The 25,168-nt window shown below is 50.9% G+C and carries 26 protein-coding genes; 14 read left to right on the top strand and 12 right to left on the bottom strand.

Annotated elements, in window-relative coordinates:
• Window positions 1–7: 7 nt before the first annotated feature.
• The 3 genes from AACU94_RS00835 to AACU94_RS00845 form a co-directional block, all read right to left on the bottom strand.
• Window positions 8–1,024, bottom strand: coding sequence for a zinc-binding alcohol dehydrogenase family protein (locus AACU94_RS00835; protein WP_135488747.1), 1,017 nt, complete (start codon window positions 1,022–1,024; stop codon window positions 8–10).
• On the bottom strand, window positions 1,021–2,493 hold the full coding sequence (locus tag AACU94_RS00840; RefSeq protein ID WP_135488748.1) for a mannitol dehydrogenase family protein: 1,473 nt from the start codon (window positions 2,491–2,493) through the stop codon (window positions 1,021–1,023). The genes AACU94_RS00835 and AACU94_RS00840 overlap by 4 nt, the downstream gene beginning before the upstream one ends.
• A 324-nt stretch (window positions 2,494–2,817) precedes the next feature.
• Window positions 2,818–3,567, bottom strand: coding sequence for a FadR/GntR family transcriptional regulator (locus AACU94_RS00845; protein ID WP_130218160.1), 750 nt, complete (start codon window positions 3,565–3,567; stop codon window positions 2,818–2,820).
• Between the two features lie 248 nt (window positions 3,568–3,815).
• On the opposite strand from AACU94_RS00845, the gene AACU94_RS00850 reads away from it, so the two are divergent.
• Window positions 3,816–6,035, top strand: coding sequence for a YgiQ family radical SAM protein (locus tag AACU94_RS00850; RefSeq protein WP_000095187.1), 2,220 nt, complete (start codon window positions 3,816–3,818; stop codon window positions 6,033–6,035).
• A 42-nt stretch (window positions 6,036–6,077) separates the two neighbouring features.
• Here the strand turns inward: AACU94_RS00850 and yqhH are convergent, their stop codons facing one another.
• The 5 genes from yqhH to yqhD all read right to left on the bottom strand — a co-directional run bounded on the left by yqhH (window position 6,078) and on the right by yqhD (window position 9,892).
• Entirely contained in the window at window positions 6,078–6,335 is a 258-nt protein-coding gene (yqhH, locus tag AACU94_RS00855) for a lipoprotein YqhH (RefSeq protein WP_130257988.1), read from the bottom strand.
• Between the two features lie 61 nt (window positions 6,336–6,396).
• A complete protein-coding gene (locus AACU94_RS00860; RefSeq protein WP_130223961.1) occupies window positions 6,397–6,645 on the bottom strand; it encodes a hypothetical protein in 249 nt (82 codons plus the stop codon).
• Between the two features lie 26 nt (window positions 6,646–6,671).
• Window positions 6,672–7,598, bottom strand: coding sequence for a YbjP/YqhG family protein (locus AACU94_RS00865; RefSeq protein ID WP_135488749.1), 927 nt, complete (start codon window positions 7,596–7,598; stop codon window positions 6,672–6,674).
• A 199-nt stretch (window positions 7,599–7,797) separates the two neighbouring features.
• Window positions 7,798–8,625, bottom strand: coding sequence for a 2,5-didehydrogluconate reductase DkgA (gene dkgA / locus AACU94_RS00870; protein ID WP_130218154.1), 828 nt, complete (start codon window positions 8,623–8,625; stop codon window positions 7,798–7,800).
• Between the two features lie 103 nt (window positions 8,626–8,728).
• Window positions 8,729–9,892, bottom strand: coding sequence for an alcohol dehydrogenase (yqhD, locus tag AACU94_RS00875; RefSeq protein ID WP_130218152.1), 1,164 nt, complete (start codon window positions 9,890–9,892; stop codon window positions 8,729–8,731).
• A gap of 193 nt (window positions 9,893–10,085) precedes the next feature.
• On the opposite strand from yqhD, the gene yqhC reads away from it, so the two are divergent.
• Window positions 10,086–10,985: a DNA-binding transcriptional regulator YqhC gene (gene yqhC / locus AACU94_RS00880; protein ID WP_138158408.1), complete on the top strand. Its 900-nt coding sequence runs from the start codon at window positions 10,086–10,088 to the stop codon at window positions 10,983–10,985.
• Between the two features lie 39 nt (window positions 10,986–11,024).
• Here yqhC and yghB read toward each other — a convergent pair whose 3' ends face one another.
• Window positions 11,025–11,684: a DedA family general envelope maintenance protein YghB gene (gene yghB, locus AACU94_RS00885; RefSeq protein ID WP_064529651.1), complete on the bottom strand. Its 660-nt coding sequence runs from the start codon at window positions 11,682–11,684 to the stop codon at window positions 11,025–11,027.
• Between the two features lie 139 nt (window positions 11,685–11,823).
• Complete coding sequence (gene metC, locus AACU94_RS00890; RefSeq protein WP_135488750.1) at window positions 11,824–13,011, bottom strand: cystathionine beta-lyase; 1,188 nt, start codon at window positions 13,009–13,011, stop codon at window positions 11,824–11,826.
• A 251-nt stretch (window positions 13,012–13,262) separates the two neighbouring features.
• On the opposite strand from metC, the gene exbB reads away from it, so the two are divergent.
• Both exbB and exbD read left to right on the top strand, forming a co-directional pair.
• A complete protein-coding gene (exbB, locus tag AACU94_RS00895) occupies window positions 13,263–13,997 on the top strand; it encodes a tol-pal system-associated acyl-CoA thioesterase (protein ID WP_130208037.1) in 735 nt (244 codons plus the stop codon).
• Between the two features lie 6 nt (window positions 13,998–14,003).
• Complete coding sequence (gene exbD, locus AACU94_RS00900; RefSeq protein WP_130208035.1) at window positions 14,004–14,429, top strand: TonB system transport protein ExbD; 426 nt, start codon at window positions 14,004–14,006, stop codon at window positions 14,427–14,429.
• 159 nt (window positions 14,430–14,588) lie between these two features.
• On the opposite strand, the gene yghA is transcribed toward exbD, so the two are convergent.
• A complete protein-coding gene (gene yghA, locus AACU94_RS00905) occupies window positions 14,589–15,473 on the bottom strand; it encodes an NADP(+)-dependent aldehyde reductase (RefSeq protein WP_135488751.1) in 885 nt (294 codons plus the stop codon).
• 190 nt (window positions 15,474–15,663) lie between these two features.
• Between yghA and AACU94_RS00910 the strand changes: the two genes are divergently transcribed.
• Window positions 15,664–16,158, top strand: coding sequence for a TIGR00645 family protein (locus AACU94_RS00910; protein ID WP_000439331.1), 495 nt, complete (start codon window positions 15,664–15,666; stop codon window positions 16,156–16,158).
• Between the two features lie 39 nt (window positions 16,159–16,197).
• Here AACU94_RS00910 and gpr read toward each other — a convergent pair whose 3' ends face one another.
• Window positions 16,198–17,238: an L-glyceraldehyde 3-phosphate reductase gene (gpr, locus tag AACU94_RS00915; protein WP_135488752.1), complete on the bottom strand. Its 1,041-nt coding sequence runs from the start codon at window positions 17,236–17,238 to the stop codon at window positions 16,198–16,200.
• Between the two features lie 156 nt (window positions 17,239–17,394).
• Here gpr and yghX point away from each other — a divergent pair, with 156 nt between their 5' ends.
• The 9 genes from yghX to hypA all read left to right on the top strand — a co-directional run bounded on the left by yghX (window position 17,395) and on the right by hypA (window position 25,161).
• Window positions 17,395–18,282: a YghX family hydrolase gene (gene yghX / locus AACU94_RS00920; RefSeq protein ID WP_135488753.1), complete on the top strand. Its 888-nt coding sequence runs from the start codon at window positions 17,395–17,397 to the stop codon at window positions 18,280–18,282.
• A gap of 118 nt (window positions 18,283–18,400) precedes the next feature.
• On the top strand, window positions 18,401–18,688 hold the full coding sequence (gene yghW, locus AACU94_RS00925) for a DUF2623 family protein YghW (protein WP_135488754.1): 288 nt from the start codon (window positions 18,401–18,403) through the stop codon (window positions 18,686–18,688).
• A 188-nt stretch (window positions 18,689–18,876) separates the two neighbouring features.
• Complete coding sequence (gene hybO, locus AACU94_RS00930) at window positions 18,877–19,995, top strand: hydrogenase 2 small subunit (protein ID WP_135488755.1); 1,119 nt, start codon at window positions 18,877–18,879, stop codon at window positions 19,993–19,995.
• 2 nt (window positions 19,996–19,997) lie between these two features.
• A complete protein-coding gene (gene hybA, locus AACU94_RS00935) occupies window positions 19,998–20,984 on the top strand; it encodes a hydrogenase 2 operon protein HybA (RefSeq protein WP_001081870.1) in 987 nt (328 codons plus the stop codon).
• A complete protein-coding gene (gene hybB / locus AACU94_RS00940; protein ID WP_000017694.1) occupies window positions 20,974–22,152 on the top strand; it encodes a Ni/Fe-hydrogenase cytochrome b subunit in 1,179 nt (392 codons plus the stop codon). Before hybA ends, hybB begins: the two co-directional genes overlap by 11 nt.
• Window positions 22,149–23,852: a hydrogenase 2 large subunit gene (gene hybC, locus AACU94_RS00945; RefSeq protein WP_074524442.1), complete on the top strand. Its 1,704-nt coding sequence runs from the start codon at window positions 22,149–22,151 to the stop codon at window positions 23,850–23,852. The genes hybB and hybC overlap by 4 nt, the downstream gene beginning before the upstream one ends.
• Window positions 23,852–24,346, top strand: coding sequence for a HyaD/HybD family hydrogenase maturation endopeptidase (locus AACU94_RS00950; RefSeq protein ID WP_001221953.1), 495 nt, complete (start codon window positions 23,852–23,854; stop codon window positions 24,344–24,346). Before hybC ends, AACU94_RS00950 begins: the two co-directional genes overlap by 1 nt.
• Window positions 24,339–24,827, top strand: coding sequence for a hydrogenase-2 assembly chaperone (gene hybE / locus AACU94_RS00955; RefSeq protein ID WP_135488756.1), 489 nt, complete (start codon window positions 24,339–24,341; stop codon window positions 24,825–24,827). Before AACU94_RS00950 ends, hybE begins: the two co-directional genes overlap by 8 nt.
• The gene (gene hypA, locus AACU94_RS00960) at window positions 24,820–25,161 is read left to right on the top strand and encodes a hydrogenase maturation nickel metallochaperone HypA (RefSeq protein WP_000544957.1); all 342 of its coding nucleotides are present in this window, start codon (window positions 24,820–24,822) and stop codon (window positions 25,159–25,161) included. The genes hybE and hypA overlap by 8 nt, the downstream gene beginning before the upstream one ends.
• Window positions 25,162–25,168: the final 7 nt, after the last annotated feature.

The following is a 25,168-nucleotide window of genomic DNA, read 5'->3' on the forward strand; positions in this document are numbered from 1 at the left end:
TGTTCCCTTAAAAAGTGATCACACCCTTGACCATATTTTTATTTTCTACAACGTTACGCTGGTAATCTTCGCCAACACTAAAGAAATCAAACTCCTGATTTTTCATTAAGTTTTCGTGAATTTTATTGCTGCGCATCAGTTCAATTACCAATGCGAAATCTTCCCGTGTGGCATTACGACTGCTGAGTAACGTTGTCTCTTTTTTGTGGAAGGTTGGATCGTCAATAACGAGTTCACCGATATACAAACCGATGAAAACAATTTTGCCGCCATGACGAATAAGATTTACATCCTGACTCATCGAGGCTTTATTTCCCGTAGCATCAAGTACGACGCAAGCCAGTTCGCCGCCAAAAGCCTCACGAAGCGCGGTAATAAAATCTTCCTGTGTGGGATCGAAGGCATTAATAGCAAGATTATCCACAACGTGCTGGCGACGTTGACTATCAATATCAGCAACAACAACCTGCGCCCCTTTAGCCCGGGCGATGGCTGCTGTTGCCAGACCGATTGGCCCGGCGCCAATCACCAGTACGTTTTGTGCAGCCTTGATCTCAGCCCGACGAACGGCATGTGCTCCAATGGCGAAGCATTCAACCAATGCGCCGGCGCTGTCGCTGACCTCGTCAGGGAGCGGCACAAGGTTGTCTTCACGTACCGCAAGGTACTCACTAAAACCCCCATCCTGATGCACGCCATACAGCGAAACACGTTCACAGCAGTTCGTTTTCTCTTCCCGACAGGCGGCGCACTCGCCACACGGAATGCATGGGATAACGGAATAGCGCTGGCCTGATTGTGCAGTCTGGCACTGACTGCCTCGCGAAACTGCTTCGGCGCATATTTCATGACCTAGTACGCGAGGGTAGCTAAAAAAAGGCTGCCTACCGGCAAATGCGTGAATATCAGTACCACAAATACCCACAGCTTTGATTTTTAATAGCACTTCATTATCTGCTGGTGTGGGAATATCCTTTTCCACATATTCCATAACGCCAGGCTGCTGACAAATTAATGTTTTCATTTTTGCTTATCCGATAATAACTGGCTGATGGTGGCCTTGATGCCTTTGTTTTTTATATTCGCAAAAGCGATTTTTATTTCATTTATAAATGGTTGATGATTGCTTAATTCACCAAATATGGCGCTAAAGTGCAGTAACGCGAGCGCTTGTTGCCATGCGTCTTGTTGTTCCTTAATTAGCGCATGAAATTGTTCACTCATTGGATCAGCGACAGACTGGCTTTTCTCAACAGCTTCAATGACATAATGCAACCAACCAGCAACGAGCAGTGACAGAACAGCATTGTTTTGTTTTTGCTGATGCAATTTCAGCCAGGGAGTCAGCGCTCGCTGGGGAAGCTTTTGCGAACCGTCCATAGCGATTTGCCCGGTACGGTGTGCAACATTACGGTTGCTAAAGCGTTCAATTAACAGGTCGGCGTATTCCTGGGCATCGATATTTAAGTCTGGATTAAGTGTTCGGGCTTGTTCATTAATCATCAACTGGCGGGTAATGGAACGAAAATCAGCGTCTTCCATGCATTGCCAGATAAATTCATAGCCTGCCAGTGAGCCGTTATAAGCCAGAAATGAATGGCTACCGTTTAACATGCGTAACTTCATCTCTTCATAAGGCTGAACATAGCTGACAAACATCGCGCCTGCTTTATCCCATTGTGGTCGCCCGTGAACAAAATTATCTTCGATCACCCACTGACGAAATGATTCGCAGACAATCCCGCAGGGATCGGCATAACCGGTTTTAGTTTCCAGTAAGGCGAATTGCGATTCGGTCATTGCCGGAACAATGCGATCTACCATCGTGCCTGGAAATGAGACATTTTCTTCGATCCACTGAGCCAGGGGCTGATCCAGTTGTCGGGCAAAACCGAGAACGGCATTTCGCGTCAGATGCCCATTGTCTGGCAAGTTGTCGCAGGAGAGCACGCTAAAAGCGGCGAGTCCTGCCGCTTTACGTTGTTGCAAAGCACAGACGATCAAGCCAATAGCCGACTGAGGCGCATCCGGGTTTTGTAGATCGTGTTTGATTAATCCATTGGTGAGATCAAGTGATCGCGTTTGCGAATCGAGGCAATAGCCTTTCTCGGTGATGGTTAATGAAACGATTTTTACCTGAGGTTCAGTCAATTTCTGGATTGCTGCGGTAATGCCATCCACGGGGGTATGAATACCGCCAGTCACCGAACGCACAAGGCGTGAGGTAGATTGCGATGCAGACGTTTCCACCACCGAAAACAGCCCATTTTGCGCATTTAAGTTTTCGATCAGTTGAGCATCACCAAACAGGTTGATCTCAAAGATCCCCCAGCGGGTGTCCGAAAGCTGATTAGTGAGATCCGTGTAGACAGCCTGATGTCCGCGATGAAAAGCGCCAAAACCAATATGGACAATATCTGCCTGCAACCCGCCTCGGGGCCAGATGGTTACCTGATCATAGTTGGCGACAGCGATGCTTTCGTTCCCTGACATTATGCTCTTACTCCTGGTAGCTGGTGTGTGTAGACCAATTTACATAATTCACTAGACCAAAAACAGAGAGATGCATCACGCTTGCAGAGAAAGGTAAAAGTACGGAACAGAACAACGAGGTGTTATTTATATCTATATCAATGAGTTATAAGAATAAATTGAAAGGAAAGTTTTTTAGGTGTCAGTTTTTGGGATAATTGCCGCTAATCTAAGATATCTGATGATAATCGATTTATTAGACCAATTAAAAAGAGAGCGTGTACCAGTGGAGGGCGGAACGCAGAGCCAGCGTCATTTTTTACGTCAGCTCTGGACTAATGAAGGTTAACGAGCGAAGAAAAAGTCATCAAAGTCGCTGATGGAAGCGTCTTGTTTGAAGATTTTGATCAGTTCATTTTTGCTGTTTTCCAGATGGTTCCAGGATGCTTCCCTGGCAAGCTCTGAATCTTTCTGTTGCAGCGCAAGGAAAATAGCCTGGTGATCTTCCAGCCATTGCAGACGCAAATGCTTTTCGTGAAGGTATTTGTAGTTCAGCTTCTTCCAGCGGGGGTTTTCTGTGCGCACTGCCCGCCATAATTCAGCGGCTTGTTTGATGAGTACCCGATTTTGCGTCGCTTCGGCAATAAGGCTATGAAAACGGTGATCCAACTCTTCAAATTTATCACTTTCCGCTGCGATAGCCTTTTCCTGCAAGCTAATGATTTTCTTTAATTCTTGTAATTCGTTAAAGCTGATCTGGCTGGCTGCAAAACCAGTAATATTGCTCTCGATCACCTGACGCGCCTGCAACAGTTCAAACGGGCCAATTTCTGAATAAGGCATTAATGATTTCTGATTGAGCTTATCGGTGGAATCGACAAAGAAGATCCCTGACCCTTGCTTCACATTCAGCACGCCTTTGAGTTCCAGCATAATGATAGCTTCACGAATGGTAGTCCGGCTGGTATTAAACCGCTCGCTCAGTTCACGTTCTGAAGGTAAGCGCTCTCCGGCTTTAAATACGCCTGAATACAGCAGCTCTTCAATCTGTAGACCAATATCGTAATAGCGGCGCTTTGTAATAACCTGTTCCATACCTTGCCTTACTGTGGGTGTCCTCGGTTAGCTGATCGTCGTGCAACATGACCTGAACGTTGCTGATCGGCATAAATAGTAGCGGCAGTTGCCACGCTACCGCTAGCCTTAAATGTGTTTGCCTCGATCGGCAGTGAAAACTTCACCAGGTATTTTGTCACCGTTTATCAACATCACTTCATTTCCGCGCGCGATACAGCGTATAATCCCCGGCCTTTGATTATTTTTTTACCATTTCTGGAAGCAAAATGAGCTCTATCTCCCTGATCCAACCGGATCGCGACCTGTTCTCCTGGCCGCAGTACTGGGCCGCCTGTTTTGGACCGGCACCGTTTTTGCCGATGTCTCGTGAAGAGATGGATCAACTTGGCTGGGATAGCTGCGACATCATTTTGGTTACAGGCGACGCGTATGTCGATCACCCAAGCTTCGGGATGGCGATTTGCGGTCGTATGCTGGAAGCGCAGGGCTTTCGCGTTGGGATCATCGCCCAGCCGGACTGGAGCAGCAAAGACGATTTTATGCGTCTGGGTAAACCGAATCTGTTTTTCGGCGTTACCGCAGGCAATATGGACTCGATGATCAACCGTTACACTGCCGATCGCCGTTTGCGTCATGACGATGCCTACACACCGGATAACGTCGCGGGTAAGCGCCCGGATCGCGCCACACTGGTTTATACCCAGCGTTGTAAAGAAGCGTGGAAAGATGTGCCGGTGATCCTCGGCGGTATTGAGGCTAGTCTGCGCCGTACCGCGCATTATGATTACTGGTCCGATACCGTGCGCCGTTCCGTGCTGGTGGATTCGAAAGCCGACATGCTGATGTTCGGTAACGGTGAACGTCCGCTGGTGGAAGTGGCGCATCGTCTGGCGATGGGCGAGCCGATTAGTGAAATCCGCGATGTGCGTAATACCGCGATAATCGTGAAAGAGGCGCTGCCAGGCTGGAGCGGCGTGGATTCCACCCGTCTCGATACCCCGGGGAAAATCGACCCGATCCCGCATCCGTATGGTGAAGACCTGCCGTGCGCGGATAACAAACCAGTGGCGCCGAAAAAACAAGAAGCCAAAGCCGTTACCGTGCAGCCGCCGCGCCCGAAACCGTGGGAAAAAACCTACGTGTTGCTGCCTTCATTCGAGAAAGTGAAGGGCGACAAAGTGCTATACGCTCATGCTTCGCGTATTCTGCACCACGAAACTAACCCAGGCTGCGCCCGCGCGTTGATGCAAAAACATGGCGACCGCTATGTGTGGATCAACCCGCCTGCTATTCCGCTTTCTACCGAAGAGATGGACAGCGTCTTTGCGCTGCCGTATAAGCGCGTGCCGCATCCGGCTTACGGTAATGCCCGGATTCCGGCTTACGAAATGATTCGTTTCTCGGTCAATATTATGCGCGGCTGCTTTGGCGGCTGCTCTTTCTGCTCTATTACCGAGCATGAAGGGCGCATTATTCAGAGCCGTTCGGAAGATTCGATCATTAATGAGATTGAAGCGATCCGCGACACCGTTCCTGGCTTTACTGGCGTGATTTCCGATCTCGGTGGGCCAACTGCCAACATGTATATGTTGCGCTGCAAATCGCCACGCGCTGAACAGACCTGCCGTCGCTTGTCGTGCGTTTACCCGGATATTTGTCCGCATATGGACACGAATCACGAACCGACGATCAATCTCTATCGCCGTGCTCGCGATCTCAAAGGTATCAAGAAGATCCTCATCGCTTCCGGCGTGCGTTACGACATTGCCGTGGAAGACCCGCGCTATATCAAAGAGCTGGCGACCCATCACGTCGGCGGTTATCTGAAGATTGCCCCGGAACATACCGAAGAAGGGCCGTTGTCGAAGATGATGAAACCGGGCATGGGGAGCTATGACCGCTTTAAAGAGCTGTTCGATACCTACTCGAAACAGGCAGGTAAAGAGCAGTATCTGATCCCATACTTCATCTCTGCACACCCCGGTACGCGTGATGAAGATATGGTGAATCTGGCGTTGTGGCTGAAAAAGCATCGTTTCCGTCTCGACCAGGTACAGAACTTCTACCCGTCGCCGCTGGCTAACTCGACCACCATGTATTACACCGGCAAAAACCCGCTGGCGAAGATTGGTTATAAGAGTGAAGACGTCTTCGTACCGAAGGGCGACAAACAGCGTCGTTTGCATAAAGCGTTGTTGCGTTACCACGATCCAGCAAACTGGCCGTTAATCCGCCAGGCGCTGGAAGCGATGGGTAAAAAGCATCTGATTGGCAGCCGTCGCGATTGCTTAGTGCCTGCGCCAACCATTGAAGAGATGCGCGAAGCTCGCCGTCAGAACCGCAATACCCGTCCGGCGTTGACCAAACATACGCCGATGGCGACCCAGCGTCAGACGCCTGCTACGGCAAAAAAAGCGTCGTCTACGCAATCTCGTCCGGTGAATGCTGGCGCGAAGAAACGCCCTAAAGCGGCGGTTGGACGTTAAAAAAACATCCCCGGTAACTGAATGCTGCCGGGGATATTTTTATCATTCCGCATACATACGCAAGCAGCGCAGGCAATCGAAATAGTCCTGCGCATCAAGACGCGTATTGGCTCTGTTAGCTTCAGATTTTGCCGCATAGATTTGCGGGCGTAATGCTTTCATATCCTGCTCAAGCCGGGCGATTTTGGCATTTAATGTTTGCACATTGCTCGCCAGTTGATTGACCTTTTGCTCATTGACGCACCCGCTTAATAAGCCGGTTATCAGAATTAGTATTCCCACGCTGAAAGTCTTTTTCATTATTTATTTCTCCCTGTCTTTTATTGTTATGGTTAATAGTTGATTGACGTTTAGTGGAGTATTACCACCGTGGCGGGTGCGCCCAAATTCCGTCAGGCCATCTCCCTTCATCATCCAGCCGTGTGTTAACTTTTTCTGCCGCTTCTTTCGCTATCTGAATTTCCTGACGTAAAGCGTCGATATCTTGTTGGAGTTGATCGATTTTTATATTTATCAGATGAATATCATTTTCTACATGACTGATTTTTTCATTACTGACGCAGCCTGTGAGTATGAACATTAGAAAAAAGAGTAACAGTTGATTATTCATTTCCAGTTTCCTTTATCTGGTGTTAATTATTCAGCTAATCTGGCGGCAGTCTTCGCTTCAATCTGTTTAAGTAAGCTTCCGCTGCCTGGGCGGATAAAATCGGCAATCTCCCACTTACCCTCACGCCGCTGTAAAACAAATTCTTGCTCTTCGCTGTTGCCATTGGTCAATGCAAAACGAACATAAATACGAGCGGAGTCGGCAGTTTTCTCCAGCACACGAATTTCATCAACGCGTGAAAATAACGACTCTTCGCCAAAACAGATTGGGTTGTCGTAGATAAATTGCCGCTCTAATTGCATATTTTCATCGGAGTTACTGTCAGTCTTGAAGGTGGTTTTATAGAAGGCATTAACAGCCTGGCGATAGGTGTTGGAAACAACCCACGTCCAGGGCCAGCTATAATGAGTGATATGGTCAAACAACTCGGCGACAAAGGCTTCAGGCTGCTCTTTTTGCAGCGATGCCAGTACCGCCATTATTTTTTCATTCTCACCATTAACCGACTGCCAGACGCTGCCATGATTGCTGACAATATCATCAATCACCCAACGACCATTTTCTGCCACCATCTTCAGTGTTTGCGTGGTCTTTTCTTTATCGTCTTTATAGGGACGAAATCGCACAAGGGCATCCACGTGATCGGCATCCGTTTGAGTAACCGCGACACTTTCTAACACCAGATCGCCGTAATCCTGACAATCGCAAACCGGATCGTAATCCAGCCAGCCAATATTACCCGGCAGTGTGAGATTGTCATTCAAGGTTAGCGCCTTTTGCATTCGCGTTGATGTTATTGCTTGCTCACTGTTATCAGCGAAATAAGGAACGCTAGCCCCACCGGTATAGTGTTGATAAATCTGCCTGACTGTTTGTTCAGCGGTTAGCGAGGGGGATTGCGCCTGGAGGGTAAAACTTAAAAAGGCTGCCAAAAACAGAATCATTATTTTCATCTGTTTTTCACCTCTCTGTCGCGTTTATCCCTGGTGTAGATGAGTTGTTCCTTTAAGAGCTTCCAGCTCCGCATGATGATGTCCTTATATTTGGTGTTCCTGAACAGGGGAGAGTAACAACGGGCGGGAGGCGAGGGGAATAAATGATTTCTGAAAAGTCCGGTAGCGGAATATTACCGCTACCGGGAGAATTTGTGCGTTAGCCGCTGAACTGGTCGGGATCGGGGCCGAGGCGTTTACCCTGGTCGAGTTTTGCAATGTCACCAAGTTCGTCTTTGTCGAGACGGAAATCCCAGACATCGAAGTTTTCGGCAATTCGTGAAGGGGTGACCGATTTCGGGATTACAACCAGACCGTTATCCAGATGCCAGCGGATAACAATCTGCGCCGGGGTTTTGCCATACTTATCTGCCAGATCGCGAATGATTTTCTGATCGAATACGCCTTTCCCGCCCTGGGCTAATGGGCTCCAGGATTCGGTCTGGATTTTGTGTGTGGCGTTCCAGGCATGCAACTGACGTTGCTGCATCAGCGGGTGAAGTTCTATCTGGTTAATGACAGGCGCCACGCCAGTTTCATCAATCAGACGCTGAAGATGGTGGATCTGGAAATTGCAGACGCCGATACTTTTGATTAATCCCTCTTTTTGCAGCTCAATCATTCCTTTCCATGCTTCGACATAATGGTCGATTGCGGGAACGGGCCAGTGCATTAAGTAGAGGTCGATATAATCAAGCTGGAGTTTTTTCAGACTGTCGAGTAGGGCTTCGCGGGGGCGCTTGTGGTTGTCGTTCCACAGTTTCGTGGTGATGAACAGATCTTCTCTGTTAAGTGCGGAATTTTTCAGGGCTTTGCCGACACCTTCTTCGTTCTTGTAGGCTGCGGCGGTATCAATTGAACGATAACCCACTTCTAACGCTTTTTGGATAGCGGTGATAACTTCCTCATTACTTGCTTGCCAGACGCCCAGTCCCAGCTGGGGCATGACATTGCCGTCCTGTAGCTTAATAACGGTTGGATTAGCCATACGTTCCTCCTTATATGAACTCACCGGAGCAGGCTCCGGTGAGATGTTGTGAACTTAAGTCTGGACGAAATGCCCGAAAACGAAAGTTTGAGGCGTAAAAAGCTTAACGGGCGGCTTCGTAGATGCGGCGGCTGACTTCCAGTGTAATGTCATGATTTTCGCCCAGTTGGGTCATGCCGTGTTCTTCCAGTTTTTTCAGCAATGCCGGGATAGAACTGCCGTCCAGACCGTAGTCGGAAAGATGCGTCGGCACGCCTAATTGCTCGAAGAAGTTACGGGTAGCGGCAATCGCGGCGTCAATGCGCTCGTCGTCGGAACCTTCGGTGATGTTCCAGACGCGTTCAGCGTATTGCAGCAGTTTCGCACGCTTGGTGTCGCGTTTTTCATTCCACAGTGCAGGCAGGACGATAGCCAGAGTTTGTGCGTGATCCAGACCGTGCATAGCGGTCAGTTCGTGGCCCAGCATATGCGTTGCCCAGTCCTGCGGTACGCCAGCGCCGATCAAACCGTTCAGCGCTTGGGTCGCCGCCCACATAACGTTGGCGCGCACATCGTAGTTTTCTGGTTCTTTCAGGGCCTTCGGGCCATCTTCGATCAGCGTCAGCAAAATACCTTCTGCGAAGCGATCCTGAATTTTGGCATCAACCGGTTTGGTCACATACTGTTCTACGGTGTGCACAAAGGCGTCCACTACGCCGTTAGCCACCTGGCGCGGCGGCAGGGTATAGGTATAAACCGGATCGAGTACGGCAAATACCGGCTGAACATGGGCAGAATGGAACGCCTGTTTGTCGCCAGTGGTTTTACGGGAGATAACCGCGCCTGCGTTGGATTCTGAACCAGTTGCAGGCAGCGTCAGCACACAGCCCATCGGGATAGCGCTTTTAATCTCTTTGCCGCCAGTTTGCAGGATATGCCACGGATCGACGTTTTCAGGATAATTTGCCGCTGCGGCGATAAATTTGGTGCCATCCAGCACGGACCCGCCGCCAACCGCCAACAGGAAAGTCACTTTCTGTTCGCGAACCAGTTTTACGGCGTTCATCAGCGTTTCATAAGCCGGGTTTGGTTCGATACCGCCAAACTCCAGCACGTCCATACCTTTCAGTGCGTCCAGAACTTGATCGAGGACGCCGGTTTTTTTCACACTACCACCGCCGTAGGTAATCAATACGCGGGCGCCATGAGGAATTTGCTCGCGTAAACCAGCGATAGCGCCTTTACCAAACAGAATGCGGGTTGGGGTGTGCAGATTAAAGTTGTTCATTACTTGCTCCCTTTGCTGGGTCAATATGAGGGCAGAGATCGGTCTGCCTGATGTTTTTCATTGTGGTCGCCAGCGCCGTGGCTCTCAATGCTCATTTCTGCCAATGTCTTGCCTATTTCTCCAGAGTACTGGAGAAATGGTACAAAATTGCGCACAATCAAATTGCCGCATTATTCCTAAGAAATTACGCGATATGAAACGTGAAGAGATATGCCGCCTACTGACGGATAAAATTAATAGACTGAAAGATAAAGAAAATAGTTTGTCAGATATGTTGCCTGATGTGCGCTTATTGTATGGCGAGAACCCCGGTGCGCGTACGCCAGTGATGTATGAACCTGGCATCATAATTCTCTTTTCTGGGCATAAAATCGGTTATATCAATGAACGCGTGTTTCGCTATGACGCCAATGAATACCTGCTGCTGACGGTGCCGTTGCCGTTTGAGTGCGAAACCTATGCCACGCCAGAGGTGCCACTGGCGGGGGTGCGTCTCAATGTTGATATTTTACAGTTACAAGAGCTGTTGATGGACATTGGCGAAGATGAACATTTCCAGCCGTCGATGGCTGCCAGCGGTATTAATTCCGCTACATTGTCCGAAGAGATTTTATGCGCGGCGGAGCGGTTACTGGATGTGATGGAACGACCGCTGGATGCGCGCATTCTCGGTAAACAGATTATCCGCGAAATTCTTTACTATGTGCTGACGGGGCCTTGCGGCGGCGCGTTGCTGGCACTGGTCAGTCGCCAGACGCATTTCAGCCTGATTAGCCGCGTGCTGAAACGAATTGAGAATAAATACACCGAAAACCTGAGCGTTGAGCAACTGGCAGCAGAAGCCAATATGAGCGTTTCAGCGTTCCACCATAATTTTAAGTCTGTCACCAGTACCTCGCCGTTGCAGTATCTGAAGAATTACCGTCTGCATAAGGCGCGAATGATGATAATCCACGACGGCATGAAGGCCAGCGCGGCGGCGATGCGCGTCGGCTATGAAAGCGCGTCGCAATTTAGCCGTGAGTTTAAACGTTATTTCGGTGTGACGCCGGGAGAAGATGCAGCCAGAATGCGGGCGATGCAGGGGAGTTAAATGTGTTCCCGGCATGGCCACCGGGAACGGAGGAAATCGTCAGGCACTAGAGTACTTTTTTTTAATCACCACGAACAGCGTGCCTAACAAGCCAGCGGTTAGCAAGGCAATCGGCAGGATCATCAGGAACGTCATCACCTGATCTTCATGGCGTTTTACAAACGGGATCATGCTTAAGGCATAGCCAAAACTGGTTACCACGCTGACCCATAGCAACCCGCTTAACCAGTTGAAAAACTGGAAGCGGCGGTTTGGTAGACCGGAAATCCCCGCCATGGTTGGCAGCAGCGTGCGGACAAAGGCGAGGAAACGTCCAGCAAGCAGCGCCAGCAGACCGTGGCGGTCAAACATACAGGTGGCGCGCTGGTGATATTTGGCCGGAAGCTGTGCCAGCCAGCCTTTCACCGTTTTGGTATTACCCAGCCAGCGCCCCTGAATATAACTCAACCAACAACCCAGGCTGGCTGCGGCAGTCAGTATCGTGATTGTTGGCAGAAAATCCATAACCCCTTGGGCAATCAATGCGCCAGCCAGAATCAACAAGCTGTCGCCAGGCAAAAATGAGGCGGGCAGCAGGCCGTTTTCTAAAAACAGCGTGGCAAACATGACAAAGTAAACAACGCTAACAATGTGAGGGTCCGCCAGCGCGGCAAAGTCATGTTGCCAGAGCGCAGCGATAATATCTTGAATAACAGCCATGGACTTTCCTGTGGAACAGCGTTTAAGCCTTAATTTGACTATTGTACTCCTGAATCGTCCGGGACGCCTTGATCCCGGACGCAACAATTTAAGACTATTCACAATTAAATGTCTGCAAAATTGTCCAAATTTGGCAATGTTACACAATTCGCGCGAAGCCGGCGTCCAGATCGGCAATCAGATCGTCGACGTTTTCCAGACCAATATGCAGGCGAATCAAGGTGCCGCTAAAATCGATCTTACCTTGCGGGCGGATGGCGGCGAGATGTTCTGGCTGGTTCGCGAGGAGCAAGGATTCATACCCACCCCATGAGAAGGCCATGCTGAATAAACTGAAGTTATCCAGATAGTTCGCCAGTTCTTCGTCATTAAGTTTTTTCTTCAGGACAAAGGAAAATAGTCCGCTGCTACCTGTAAAGTCTCGTTTCCAGAACTCGTGGCCTTTACTGCCTGGCAGAGCAGGGTGGTTAACTCGCTCAACCTGCGGATGTGCGGCCAGCCATTCAGCCACTTTCAGGCTGCTTTCATGATGTTGGCGCAGACGCACGCCCAGTGTACGCAGGCCACGACTGGTCATATAGGCGGTATCGGCGTCGACCATCTGCCCCATCAGATAGGCATTTTCCCGCAGTTGCTCCCAGCAACGGGCATTGCACACAGCAGTGCCAATCATCGCATCCGAATGCCCTACCAGATATTTGGTGGCGGCCTGAATAGAAACATCAATACCAAAATCAAGAGCTTTGAACAGCACTCCGGCAGCCCAGGTGTTATCGATCATAATGATGGCGTCCGGCACCACACTGCGTACGGCGGCAACAATCGCCGGAACGTCGTGGACTTCCATGGTGATGGAGCCTGGCGATTCCAGAAACACGATTTTAGTGTTTGGCTGCAGATGTTTAACGATATCGGCACCAATCAGCGGATCAAACCATGATGTCGTTACGCCCAACTTGCTGAGGATTTTGCTACAGAAATCCTGGCTCGGCTCGTAGGCGGTATTTGTCATCAACACATGATCGCCCTGTTCAACAAAAGCAAGAATGGAATTGGCAACCGCTGCCGCCCCGCAAGGAAACAGTGCGCAACCTGCGCCACCTTCCAGTTCGCACATCGCTTCTTGTAAGGAGAAATGGGTTAACGTTCCGCGCCGTCCATAGAACAACTCGCCATTGGCGCGATTGCGCGTCGCATGTTTTTTGGCTTCCACACTGTCAAAGACCAGCGAAGAGGCGCGCTGAATCACGCTATTTACCGCGCCGAGAGTGTATTTTTTGCTGCGTCCTGCATTGACCAGTTGAGTATCAAGTTGTTTGTCTGCCATGTTGGGATTCCTGTTTTTATACGTCTGGATGTCTAAACTAGCACGAATGAGGTTATGCGCATCCTGAAGAATTGGCATAAAGCAGAAAAATTTCGCAAAAGGTGTACTGGTGACTTTTTTACTGCGTAAACGCAAAGAAAAGAAAGCAAAGGTACGGCAGTATGCAAATAGTAATGAGAACGACTATCAATTCGACGTCGTTTTGATATTATTGTGCGCAGATTTTGTGACTTGCGTCCTGGAGATACACAGTGGGTAATAATTTAATGCAGACGGACCTTTCCGTCTGGGGTATGTATCAGCACGCCGATATTGTCGTTAAGTGCGTGATGATTGGGCTTATTTTGGCCTCCGTAGTCACCTGGGCAATCTTTTTCAGTAAGAGCGTAGAGTTTTTCAACCAGAAGCGTCGCCTGAAGCGCGAGCAGCAACTGCTGGCTGAAGCACGCTCTTTAAACCAGGCCAGCGATATCGCCGCTGATTTTGGTAGCAAAAGCTTAAGCTTGCATTTGCTCAATGAAGCGCAAAATGAGCTGGAACTGTCGGAAGGCAGCGACGATAACGAAGGTATTAAAGAGCGTACCAGTTTCCGCCTTGAGCGTCGGGTCGCCGCAGTAGGTCGTCAAATGGGCCGCGGTAACGGTTATCTTGCTACCATCGGCGCAATTTCGCCGTTCGTTGGTCTGTTTGGTACGGTCTGGGGCATCATGAACAGCTTTATTGGTATCGCGCAAACGCAAACTACCAACCTGGCAGTGGTTGCACCGGGTATTGCAGAAGCGTTGCTGGCAACGGCAATCGGTCTGGTGGCAGCGATTCCGGCGGTCGTTATCTATAACGTATTTGCACGCCAGATTGGCGGCTTTAAAGCGATGCTTGGCGATGTCGCAGCGCAGGTATTGTTGCTGCAAAGCCGTGACCTGGATCTGGAAGCCAGCGCCGCTGCGCATCCGGTTCGTGTTGCACAAAAATTACGCGCAGGATAATGTCCGATGGCAATGCATCTTAACGAAAACCTCGACGATAACGGCGAAATGCATGATATCAACGTGACGCCGTTTATCGACGTGATGTTGGTTCTGCTGATTATCTTTATGGTGGCGGCACCGTTAGCGACGGTAGATGTGAAGGTGAACTTGCCTGCTTCTACCAGCACGCCGCAGCCGCGCCCGGAAAAACCGGTTTATCTGTCGGTGAAGGCGGACAACTCAATGTTTATCGGTAACGATCCGGTCACCGATGAAACGATGGTTACGGCGCTGAATGCGTTAACCGAAGGTAAGAAAGACACCACCATCTTCTTCCGTGCAGATAAGACCGTCGACTACGAGATGTTGATGAAGGTAATGGATAAGCTGCATCAGGCAGGTTACCTGAAGATTGGTCTGGTCGGCGAAGAAACAGCCAAAGCGAAGTAAAGAGAATTGCCTGATGCGCTACGCTTATCAGGCCTACAAAATCTATCGCAACATATTGAGTTTTCATAAGTTTGTAGGCCAGATAAGGCGTTTACGCCGCATCCGGCCAGGTTAAAAGCACAATGATGCCCGGTTGCTATCACACAACCGGGCATTTTTTTAGCCTAAATGTTCGCCGCCACACACGCCGTGCACTTCTGCGGTGACATAGCTCGACTCCTGACTTGCCAGATAAACATATACAGGGGCCAGCTCCGCCGGTTGCCCCGCACGTTTCATCGGTGTTTGCTGACCAAACTGCGGGATCTTATCCTGCGTCTGTCCGCCGGAAATTTGCAGTGCTGTCCAGATAGGGCCTGGCGCGACAATATTCACCCGAATACCTTTCTCCGCGACCTGTTTTGCCAGGCCACGGCTGTAGTTCAGAATCGCCGCCTTCGTAGCCGCATAGTCCAGCAAATGCGGGCTTGGCTGGTAGGCCTGGATTGACGAAGTGGTGATGATACTGGCGCCTTTCGGTAGCAGGGGAATTGCTTCCTGGGTTAGCCAGAACAGCGCAAAAACGTTGATGGCAAAGGTCTTTTGAAACTGTTCGCTGGTGAGCTCTGCAATATCAGGAATGGCAACCTGTTTCCCGGCGACCAGCGCCATAATATCCAGCCCGCCTAAGGCCTTATGCGCTTCGTGAACCAGCGAACGGGCGAATTTCTCATCGCCTAAATCGCCTGGCAGCAGAACGGCTTTGCGTCCGCATTCTTCAATGATCTTTTTCACATCCTGAGCGTCTTCTTCTTCCACGGGAAGATAACTGATCGCCACGTCAGCCCCTTCACGCGCGTAAGCGATGGCGGCAGCGCGACCTATTCCGGAATCGCCCCCTGTCACCAGTGCTTTACGATCTTTCAGGCGACCGCTACCAACATAGGTTTTTTCGCCGCAATCCGGTACCGGTGTCATCTTGGCCTGGATGCCTGGCGTCGGTTGTTTCTGTTTGGGATATTCACCAGTGTAATACTGCGTGGTCGGGTCTTTTAAATGAGACATCGTTTTTCTCCCTTCAGGTTCAACGTCCTTTAAGGGTAGACGCACGCGCCACGGTAATCAGGGAACCAGGAAGATCCCTAAATCTCAGAATCATGCGACAACGGTTTAACGTATATGTTGATTTGCTGTTGCGCGCTGTTTACTCAATTGCGATATACTGTTGCCCGTTTTAACTACACGACAGGAATGTATGGAACGTTTTCTTGAAAATGCAATGTATGCTTCTCGCTGGCTGCTTGCCCCCGTGTACTTTGGCCTTTCGCTGGCGCTGGTTGCCCTGGCGCTGAAGTTCTTTCAGGAGATTATTCACGTCCTGCCGAATATCTTCTCAATGGCAGAATCAGATTTGATCCTCGTGTTGCTGTCGCTGGTGGATATGACGCTGGTTGGCGGTTTGCTGGTGATGGTGATGTTTTCCGGTTATGAGAATTTCGTCTCGCAGCTGGATATCTCCGAGAACAAAGAGAAACTGAACTGGCTGGGGAAAATGGACGCAACGTCGCTAAAAAACAAAGTGGCAGCGTCGATTGTGGCAATCTCTTCCATTCACTTACTGCGCGTCTTTATGGATGCGAAAAATGTCCCGGATAACAAACTGATGTGGTACGTCATTATCCATCTGACGTTTGTGCTTTCTGCATTTGTGATGGGCTATCTTGACCGACTAACTCGTCATAATCACTGATCTGATTCGGGCGCGGTTCTCGCGCCCGTTATCAATACGTCATTTATCGGACGACGCCTGCCACAGATTCAGCTCGCCATCAGCGATATGCTGGTCAATCTGCGCTAACTCCTCGGTGCTAAACGTCAGATTATTCAGCGCCTCCACGTTCTCCTCCAGTTGCTCCGGACGGCTGGCACCAATCAATACCGACGTCACTCGCTCATCTTTCAGCAACCAGCTTAACGCCATTTGCGCCATAGACTGACCGCGCTGCTGTGCCATTTCATTCAATAACCGCAGGCTGTTGAGGTTAGCTTCGGTGAGCATTTTCGGTGTCAGGCCGCGCACTTTATGACCTTCGCGATGCATCCGTGAATCTTCAGGAATGCCGTTGAGATATTTTCCGGTCAGCAATCCCTGGGCCAGTGGGGTGAAGGCAATGCAGCCCACGCCGTTATTTTGCAGGGTATCCAGCAGGCCGCTTTTATCCACCCAGCGGTTCAGTAAATTGTATGAAGGCTGATGAATTAACAGCGGAATTTTCCACTCGCGCAGCAACTCGACCATTTTTTGCGTCCGCTCTGGCGAGTAAGAGGAGATCCCAACATACAGCGCCTTGCCGCTTTGTACCGCATGAGCCAGCGCAGAGGCGGTTTCTTCCATCGGCGTATTTTCATCGACACGGTGCGAGTAAAAGATATCGACATATTCCAGCCCCATACGTTTCAGGCTTTGGTCGAGACTGGCAAGCAGGTATTTACGTGAACCGCCAGAGCCGTATGGGCCGGGCCACATATCGTATCCGGCTTTGGTAGAGATAATCAGTTCATCGCGATAAGCGGCAAAATCCTCGCGCAGCAGGCGACCAAAGTTCTCTTCTGCGCTTCCTGGAGGCGGCCCGTAATTGTTGGCTAAATCAAAGTGCGTAATGCCTAAATCAAACGCTTTACGCAGGATCGCACGCTGTGATTCCAGCGCGTTAACGTGACCGAAATTGTGCCATAAACCGAGCGATAACGCGGGTAGGCGTAAACCACTTTTTCCGCAATAGCGGTACTGCATCTGCCCGTAACGTTCGGGATTCGCTAACCAGACCATGACCTCTCCTTTCCACCGTTCAATTTCGAAACAATGTTTCTAGTTTAGCGATTCGCCTGCGCGTATCCCGTAGTCTGGCTCACAGAGTGACGAAAAACTGGGCAAAAACACACGCTTATGCTTTGCTTAAAAAAACAACAGCTGAGGAGTAAAACGATGCCGCGTTTGACCGCCAAAGATTTTCCGCAAGAGTTGCTGGATTACTACGACTATTACGCTCATGGGAAAATATCAAAACGTGAGTTTCTCAACCTGGCAGCGAAGTACGCGGTGGGCGGGATGACGGCGTTAGCGTTGTTTGATTTGCTCAAGCCAAATTACGCGTGGGCGACCCAGGTGGAGTTTACTGACCCGGAGATTGTCGCTGAGTACATCACGTATCCTTCGCCAAATGGTCACGGCGAGGTACGTGGTTATCTGGTGAAGCCTGCGAAGATGAGCGACAAAACACCCGCTGTGGTGATCGTGCATGAAAATCGTGGGCTGAATCCGTATATCGAAGATGTAGCACGGCGGGTGGCTAAAGCGGGATACATTGCTCTGGCACCCGACGGTTTAAGTTCCGTTGGTGGTTACCCGGGAAATGATGATAAAGGCCGCGAACTGCAACAGCAGATTGATCCAACCAAACTGATGAATGATTTCTTTGCCGCAATTGAGTTTATGCAACGCTATCCCCAAGCCTCGGGCAAAGTTGGCATAACCGGATTTTGCTATGGCGGTGGTGTCTCGAACGCGGCTGCCGTGGCGTATCCGGAACTGGCCTGCGCGGTGCCGTTTTATGGTCGTCAGGCACCCACTGCCGATGTAGCGAAGATTGAAGCGCCTTTACTGCTCCACTACGCGGAACTGGATACCCGAATCAACGAGGGCTGGCCCGCTTACGAGGCGGCGTTGAAGGCCAATAACAAAGTCTATGAAGCGTATATTTATCCGGGGGTTAACCATGGATTCCATAATGATTCCACGCCACGTTATGACAAATCAGCCGCCGATCTTGCCTGGCAAAGGACGCTGACATGGTTCGATAAATATCTTTCCTGAAGTGTTTATCCCTTAAAGGATAACGTCCTACATGTGCAGGAAAAAATAGCGTGCGTAAAAGTCGGAGTTTGCCTAAAATATCGCTATATATACTGATATATAACGTTTGAGGTAAACGATGAATAACCATTTCGGTAAAGGCTTAATGGCGGGATTAAAAGCAACGCATGCCGACAGTGCAGTTTATGTGACTAAATTTTGCGCCGATTATAAACGTGGTTTTGTATTAGGCTACTCGCACCGGATGTATGAAAAGACCGGCGATCGCCAGCTCAGCGCCTGGGAAGCGGGTATTCTGACGCGCCGTTATGGGCTGGATAAAGAGATGGTAATGGATTTCTTTCGTGAGAATAATTCCTGTTCTACGTTGCGCTTTTTTATGGCTTGTTATCGCCTCGAAAATTGATCAAACATACGTATTATCTTGCTTTAATTAATTACACTAATGCTTATTCCCTTCGTTTTAGCGCCCCGCCGCAGTATCATTGTAATGATAACCATAATAAATGTGTGGTAAATGGCGCATCGATCGCATTATTGATTTTGCGGTTGAGGCAAAATATATGCCAGGTCTTCGCAACGGAATAACTATAAATGACTGGAGATAACACCCTCATCCATTCTCACGGCATTAATCGTCGTGATTTCATGAAGCTTTGTGCAGCATTAGCCGCCACCATGGGGTTAAGTAGCAAAGCCGCCGCAGAGATGGCCGAATCGGTCACTAACCCGCAGCGCCCGCCGGTTATCTGGATTGGCGCGCAGGAATGCACCGGTTGTACGGAATCTCTGCTTCGTGCGACGCATCCAACGGTAGAAAACCTCGTGCTGGAGACTATCTCTCTGGAGTATCACGAAGTGCTTTCTGCCGCCTTCGGCCATCAGGTTGAAGAGAACAAACACAACGCGCTCGAGAAATACAAAGGGCAGTATGTGTTGGTTGTGGATGGTTCCATCCCATTAAAAGATAACGGTATTTATTGCATGGTTGCCGGTGAGCCGATTGTGGACCACATCCGCAAAGCGGCAGAAGGCGCAGCAGCAATTATCGCTATCGGTTCCTGCTCCGCGTGGGGCGGTGTTGCCGCGGCTGGGGTTAACCCAACCGGCGCAGTCAGCCTGCAAGAAGTTCTGCCAGGCAAAACTGTAATCAACATTCCTGGCTGCCCGCCAAACCCGCACAACTTCCTCGCGACCGTTGCGCACCTCATCACTTACGGCAAACCGCCGAAGCTGGATGACAAAAACCGTCCGACCTTCGCCTATGGTCGTCTGATTCACGAACACTGTGAACGTCGTCCGCACTTTGATGCTGGTCGTTTTGCCAAAGAGTTCGGTGATGATGGCCACCGCGAAGGCTGGTGCCTGTACCACCTCGGCTGTAAAGGGCCAGAAACTTACGGCAACTGCTCAACGCTGCAATTCTGCGACGTGGGCGGCGTGTGGCCGGTGGCAATTGGTCACCCATGCTATGGCTGTAACGAAGAAGGTATCGGCTTCCATAAAGGCATCCATCAGCTTGCCAACGTCGAAAACCAGACTCCGCGTTCACAGAAACCGGATGTCAACGCTAAAGAAGGCGGCAACGTCTCTGCGGGCGCTATCGGTTTGCTCGGCGGTGTGGTTGGGCTGGTTGCCGGTGTCAGCGTGATGGCGGTGCGTGAACTGGGTCGTCAGCAAAAGAAAGATAACGCTGACTCACGGGGAGAATAACCGTGAACAGACGTAATTTTATTAAAGCAGCCTCCTGCGGGGCATTGCTGACGGGCGCACTGCCATCTGTCAGCCATGCGGCTGCTGAAAACCGCCCGCCAATTCCGGGATCGCTGGGGATGTTGTACGACTCGACTTTGTGCGTAGGCTGTCAGGCTTGCGTCACCAAGTGTCAGGATATCAACTTCCCTGAACGTAACCCGCAAGGGGAACAGACCTGGTCGAACAACGACAAACTGTCGCCGTATACCAATAACATCATTCAGGTGTGGACCAGCGGCACTGGCGTCAACAAAGACCAGGAGGAGAACGGCTACGCGTACATTAAGAAACAGTGTATGCACTGCGTTGATCCGAACTGTGTCTCCGTGTGTCCGGTCTCTGCGCTGAAAAAAGATCCGAAAACCGGCATTGTCCATTACGACAAAGATGTGTGCACCGGCTGCCGTTACTGCATGGTTGCCTGTCCGTACAACGTGCCGAAGTACGACTACAACAACCCGTTTGGTGCGCTGCATAAGTGCGAACTGTGCAACCAGAAAGGTGTGGAACGTCTCGATAAAGGCGGTCTGCCTGGCTGCGTAGAAGTATGCCCAGCGGGCGCGGTGATTTTTGGGACGCGTGAAGAGCTGATGGCGGAGGCGAAAAAACGTCTGGCGCTAAAGCCTGGCAGCGAATACCACTATCCGCGTCAGACGCTGAAATCTGGCGACACTTACCTGCATACGGTGCCGAAATATTATCCGCATCTGTACGGCGAGAAAGAGGGCGGCGGTACTCAGGTTCTGGTACTGACGGGTGTGCCTTATGAAAATCTCGACCTGCCGAAGTTGGACGATCTTTCAACTGGCGCGCGTTCAGAAAATATTCAACACACCCTGTATAAAGGCATGATGCTACCACTGGCTGTGCTGGCGGGCTTAACCGTGCTGGTTCGTCGCAACACCAAAAACGACCATCACGACGGAGGAGACGATCATGAGTCATGATCCACAACCGCTGGGCGGCAAAATCATCAGTAAACCGGTCATGATTTTTGGACCGTTAATCGTCATCTGTATGCTCCTGATTGTGAAGCGTCTGGTGTTCGGTCTGGGCTCTGTCTCTGACCTGAACGGCGGCTTCCCGTGGGGCGTGTGGATCGCGTTTGACCTGCTGATCGGCACCGGCTTCGCCTGTGGCGGCTGGGCGCTGGCGTGGGCGGTATACGTCTTTAACCGTGGGCAATACCATCCGCTGGTGCGTCCGGCGCTGTTGGCGAGTCTGTTTGGTTACTCACTGGGTGGTTTGTCGATCACCATCGACGTTGGTCGCTACTGGAACCTGCCGTACTTCTACATTCCGGGTCACTTCAACGTGAACTCGGTACTGTTCGAGACGGCGGTCTGTATGACCATCTACATCGGCGTGATGGCACTGGAGTTTGCTCCGGCACTGTTTGAACGTCTGGGCTGGAAAGTGTCGCTCAAGCGTCTGAACAAGGTGATGTTCTTCATCATCGCGCTCGGTGCGCTGCTGCCAACTATGCACCAGTCTTCAATGGGGTCGCTGATGATCTCGGCGGGCTACAAGGTGCATCCGCTGTGGCAGAGCTATGAAATGTTGCCGCTGTTCTCGCTGCTGACGGCGTTCATCATGGGCTTCTCGATTGTCATCTTTGAAGGTTCGCTGGTGCAGGCGGGTCTGCGTGGCAACGGTCCGGATGAAAAGAGTCTGTTCGTCAAGCTGACCAACACCATCAGTGTGTTGCTGGCGATTTTCATCGTGCTGCGCTTTGGCGAGCTTATCTATCGCGACAAGCTGTCGTTAGCGTTTGCCGGTGACTTCTACTCCGTGATGTTCTGGATTGAAGTCCTGCTGATGCTCTTCCCGCTGGTGGTTCTGCGTGTGGCGAAGCTGCGTAATGATTCCCGCATGCTGTTCCTGTCGGCACTGAGCGCGCTGTTAGGTTGTGCAACCTGGCGTCTGACCTATTCGCTGGTGGCATTCAACCCGGGCGGCGGTTACGCCTACTTCCCGACCTGGGAAGAACTGTTGATTTCTATTGGTTTTGTGGCTATTGAGATTTGCGCTTACATCGTACTCATTCGTCTACTGCCGATACTTCCTCCTTTAAAACAAAACGATCATAATCGTCATGAGGCGAGCAAAGCATGAGCCAGAGAATTACTATTGATCCGGTAACCCGAATTGAAGGGCATTTACGCATCGATTGCGAAATCGAAAATGGCGTCGTTTCGAAAGCATGGGCTTCCGGTACCATGTGGCGCGGCATGGAAGAGATCGTGAAAAACCGCGATCCGCGCGATGCATGGATGATTGTGCAACGTATCTGTGGCGTATGTACTACTACTCACGCGCTGTCTTCCGTCCGTGCGGCAGAAAGTGCGCTGAATATCGACGTTCCGGTTAACGCGCAATACATCCGTAACATCATTCTGGCTGCGCACACCACGCATGACCATATCGTTCATTTCTATCAGCTCTCGGCGCTGGACTGGGTGGACATCACTTCTGCACTGCAAGCTGATCCAACCAAAGCCTCCGAAATGCTGAAAGGCGTTTCGACCTGGCATCTGAACAGCCCGGAAGAGTTCACCAAAGTTCAGAACAAGATCAAAGATCTGGTTGCCAGCGGTCAGTTGGGTATTTTCGCCAATGGCTACTGGGGTCACCCGGCGATGAAACTGCCGCCGGAAGTGAACCTGATTGCGGTAGCGCACTACCTGCAAGCGCTGGAGTGCCAGCGTGACGCTAACCGCGTCGTGGCGCTGCTGGGCGGTAAAACGCCGCACATTCAGAACCTGGCGGTAGGTGGGGTCGCGAACCCGATCAACCTCGACGGTCTGGGCGTGCTGAACCTTGAGCGCCTGATGTACATCAAGTCTTTCATCGACAAGCTGAGCGACTTTGTTGAGCTGGTTTACAAGGTTGATACCGCAGTTATCGCCGCGTTCTACCCGGAATGGCTGACGCGCGGTAAAGGTGCGGTGAACTACCTGAGCGTGCCGGAATTCCCGACCGACAGCAAAAACGGTAGCTTCCTGTTCCCGGGCGGCTACATTGAGAATGCGGATCTGTCCTCGTATCGTCCGATCACTTCTCATTCCGATGAATACCTGATCAAAGGAATTCAGGAAAGCGCGAAGCACTCCTGGTATAAGGACGAAGCGCCGCAGGCACCGTGGGAAGGTACCACTATTCCGGCTTATGATGGTTGGTCTGACGACGGTAAATATTCCTGGGTGAAATCACCGACTTTCTACGGCAAAACGGTAGAAGTGGGTCCGCTGGCTAACATGCTGGTAAAACTGGCGGCAGGTCGCGAGTCTACCCAGAACAAACTGAATGAAATCGTTGCGATTTATCAGAAACTGACTGGCAACACGCTGGAAGTGGCGCAGCTGCACTCCACGCTGGGCCGTATTATTGGTCGTACCGTTCACTGCTGCGAATTGCAGGATATCCTGCAAAACCAATACAGTGCACTGATCACCAATATCGGCAAAGGCGATCACACCACCTTTGTGAAGCCGAACATTCCGGCAACGGGCGAGTTCAAAGGCGTTGGCTTCCTCGAAGCGCCGCGCGGTATGCTCTCTCACTGGATGGTTATTAAAGACGGTATCATCAGCAACTACCAGGCGGTTGTTCCATCAACCTGGAACTCTGGTCCGCGTAACTTCAATGATGACGTCGGTCCTTACGAGCAGTCGCTGGTGGGTACACCGGTTGCCGATCCGAATAAACCGCTGGAAGTGGTGCGTACCATTCACTCCTTCGACCCGTGCATGGCCTGTGCGGTGCACGTAGTGGATGCCGACGGCAACGAAGTGGTTTCAGTGAAGGTTCTGTAATGCGTATTTTAGTCTTAGGGGTTGGCAATATTTTGCTGACCGATGAAGCCATCGGTGTGCGGATTGTTGAAGCGTTAGAGCAACGATACATTCTGCCGGATTATGTTGAGATCCTCGATGGCGGCACGGCGGGAATGGAGCTGCTTGGCGACATGGCAAATCGCGATCATCTGATTATTGCGGATGCCATTGTGTCGAAGAAGAGCGCGCCGGGAACGATGATGATCCTGCGGGATGAAGAAGTTCCGGCGTTGTTTACCAACAAAATCTCTCCGCATCAGCTTGGCCTGGCCGACGTCTTGTCGGCCCTGCGCTTCACCGGCGAGTTTCCGAAAAAGCTGACCCTGGTCGGCGTAATTCCGGAATCACTGGAGCCGCACATCGGCTTGACGCCGACGGTCGAAGCGATGATTGAACCTGCGCTTGAGCAGGTTCTGGCTGCGCTGCGTGAATCTGGCGTGGAAGCTATCCCACGGGAGGCGATTCATGACTGAAGAGATAGCAGGTTTCCAGACCTCCCCGAAGGCGCAAGTACAGGCAGCGTTTGAAGAAATTGCCCGGCGTTCGATGCACGATCTCTCTTTTCTGCATCCTTCAATGCCGGTGTATGTTTCTGATTTTACGCTGTTCGAAGGTCAGTGGACGGGGTGTGTGATCACCCCGTGGATGCTGAGTGCAGTTATCTTCCCCGGCCCGGATCAACTCTGGCCGCTGCGCAAAGTGAGTGAAAAAATCGGTCTGCAACTGCCGTATGGCACTATGACCTTTACCGTTGGCGAACTGGACGGTGTGTCGCAATACCTCTCCTGTTCGCTGATATCGCCGCTTTCGCACAGCATGTCGATTGAAGAGGGCCAACGCCTGACGGATGACTGCGCACGAATGATCCTTTCGCTGCCAGTCACTAATCCGGATGTACCACATGCAGGGCGTCGCGCCCTGCTGTTTGGTCGCAGGAGTGGCGAAAATGCATGAGTTGTCGCTTTGCCAGAGCGCCGTTGAGATTATCCAACGGCAGGCGGAGCAGCACGATGTTAAGCGCGTCACCGCCGTGTGGCTGGAAATTGGTGCGCTCTCCTGCGTTGAGGAGAGCGCCGTCCGTTTTAGTTTTGAAATTGTCTGCCAGGGAACGGTGGCGCAAGGGTGCGATTTACATATCGTCTATAAACCCGCCCAGGCCTGGTGTTGGGATTGCAGCCAGGTGGTGGAGATTCATCAGCACGATGCGCAGTGCCCGCTCTGTCACGGCGAGCGGTTGCGTGTCGATACCGGCGATTCGCTGATCGTCAAAAGTATTGAAGTTGAATAACCGGAGT

Source organism: Escherichia sp. E4702 (assembly GCF_963883545.1).
Taxonomy (GTDB): domain Bacteria; phylum Pseudomonadota; class Gammaproteobacteria; order Enterobacterales; family Enterobacteriaceae; genus Escherichia.

Bases quoted from the DNA above. Each gene is read 5' to 3' on its own strand.
- yghB (WP_064529651.1), bottom strand. From the start codon at position 11,684: ATGGCTGTTATTCAAGATATTATCGCTGCGCTCTGGCAACATGACTTT.
- exbD (WP_130208035.1), top strand. From the start codon at position 14,004: ATGGCAATGCATCTTAACGAAAACCTCGACGATAACGGCGAAATGCAT.
- yqhC (WP_138158408.1), top strand. From the start codon at position 10,086: ATGAAACGTGAAGAGATATGCCGCCTACTGACGGATAAAATTAATAGA.
- AACU94_RS00835 (WP_135488747.1), bottom strand. From the start codon at position 1,024: ATGAAAACATTAATTTGTCAGCAGCCTGGCGTTATGGAATATGTGGAA.
- AACU94_RS00950 (WP_001221953.1), top strand. From the start codon at position 23,852: ATGCGTATTTTAGTCTTAGGGGTTGGCAATATTTTGCTGACCGATGAA.
- yghW (WP_135488754.1), top strand. From the start codon at position 18,401: ATGAATAACCATTTCGGTAAAGGCTTAATGGCGGGATTAAAAGCAACG.
- AACU94_RS00850 (WP_000095187.1), top strand. From the start codon at position 3,816: ATGAGCTCTATCTCCCTGATCCAACCGGATCGCGACCTGTTCTCCTGG.
- AACU94_RS00910 (WP_000439331.1), top strand. From the start codon at position 15,664: ATGGAACGTTTTCTTGAAAATGCAATGTATGCTTCTCGCTGGCTGCTT.
- metC (WP_135488750.1), bottom strand. From the start codon at position 13,011: ATGGCAGACAAACAACTTGATACTCAACTGGTCAATGCAGGACGCAGC.
- hybC (WP_074524442.1), top strand. From the start codon at position 22,149: ATGAGCCAGAGAATTACTATTGATCCGGTAACCCGAATTGAAGGGCAT.
- yghA (WP_135488751.1), bottom strand. From the start codon at position 15,473: ATGTCTCATTTAAAAGACCCGACCACGCAGTATTACACTGGTGAATAT.
- hybE (WP_135488756.1), top strand. From the start codon at position 24,339: ATGACTGAAGAGATAGCAGGTTTCCAGACCTCCCCGAAGGCGCAAGTA.
- gpr (WP_135488752.1), bottom strand. From the start codon at position 17,238: ATGGTCTGGTTAGCGAATCCCGAACGTTACGGGCAGATGCAGTACCGC.
- yqhH (WP_130257988.1), bottom strand. From the start codon at position 6,335: ATGAAAAAGACTTTCAGCGTGGGAATACTAATTCTGATAACCGGCTTA.
- hypA (WP_000544957.1), top strand. From the start codon at position 24,820: ATGCATGAGTTGTCGCTTTGCCAGAGCGCCGTTGAGATTATCCAACGG.
- AACU94_RS00840 (WP_135488748.1), bottom strand. From the start codon at position 2,493: ATGTCAGGGAACGAAAGCATCGCTGTCGCCAACTATGATCAGGTAACC.
- yghX (WP_135488753.1), top strand. From the start codon at position 17,395: ATGCCGCGTTTGACCGCCAAAGATTTTCCGCAAGAGTTGCTGGATTAC.
- hybB (WP_000017694.1), top strand. From the start codon at position 20,974: ATGAGTCATGATCCACAACCGCTGGGCGGCAAAATCATCAGTAAACCG.
- hybO (WP_135488755.1), top strand. From the start codon at position 18,877: ATGACTGGAGATAACACCCTCATCCATTCTCACGGCATTAATCGTCGT.
- AACU94_RS00865 (WP_135488749.1), bottom strand. From the start codon at position 7,598: ATGAAAATAATGATTCTGTTTTTGGCAGCCTTTTTAAGTTTTACCCTC.
- AACU94_RS00845 (WP_130218160.1), bottom strand. From the start codon at position 3,567: ATGGAACAGGTTATTACAAAGCGCCGCTATTACGATATTGGTCTACAG.
- AACU94_RS00860 (WP_130223961.1), bottom strand. From the start codon at position 6,645: ATGAATAATCAACTGTTACTCTTTTTTCTAATGTTCATACTCACAGGC.
- yqhD (WP_130218152.1), bottom strand. From the start codon at position 9,892: ATGAACAACTTTAATCTGCACACCCCAACCCGCATTCTGTTTGGTAAA.
- dkgA (WP_130218154.1), bottom strand. From the start codon at position 8,625: ATGGCTAATCCAACCGTTATTAAGCTACAGGACGGCAATGTCATGCCC.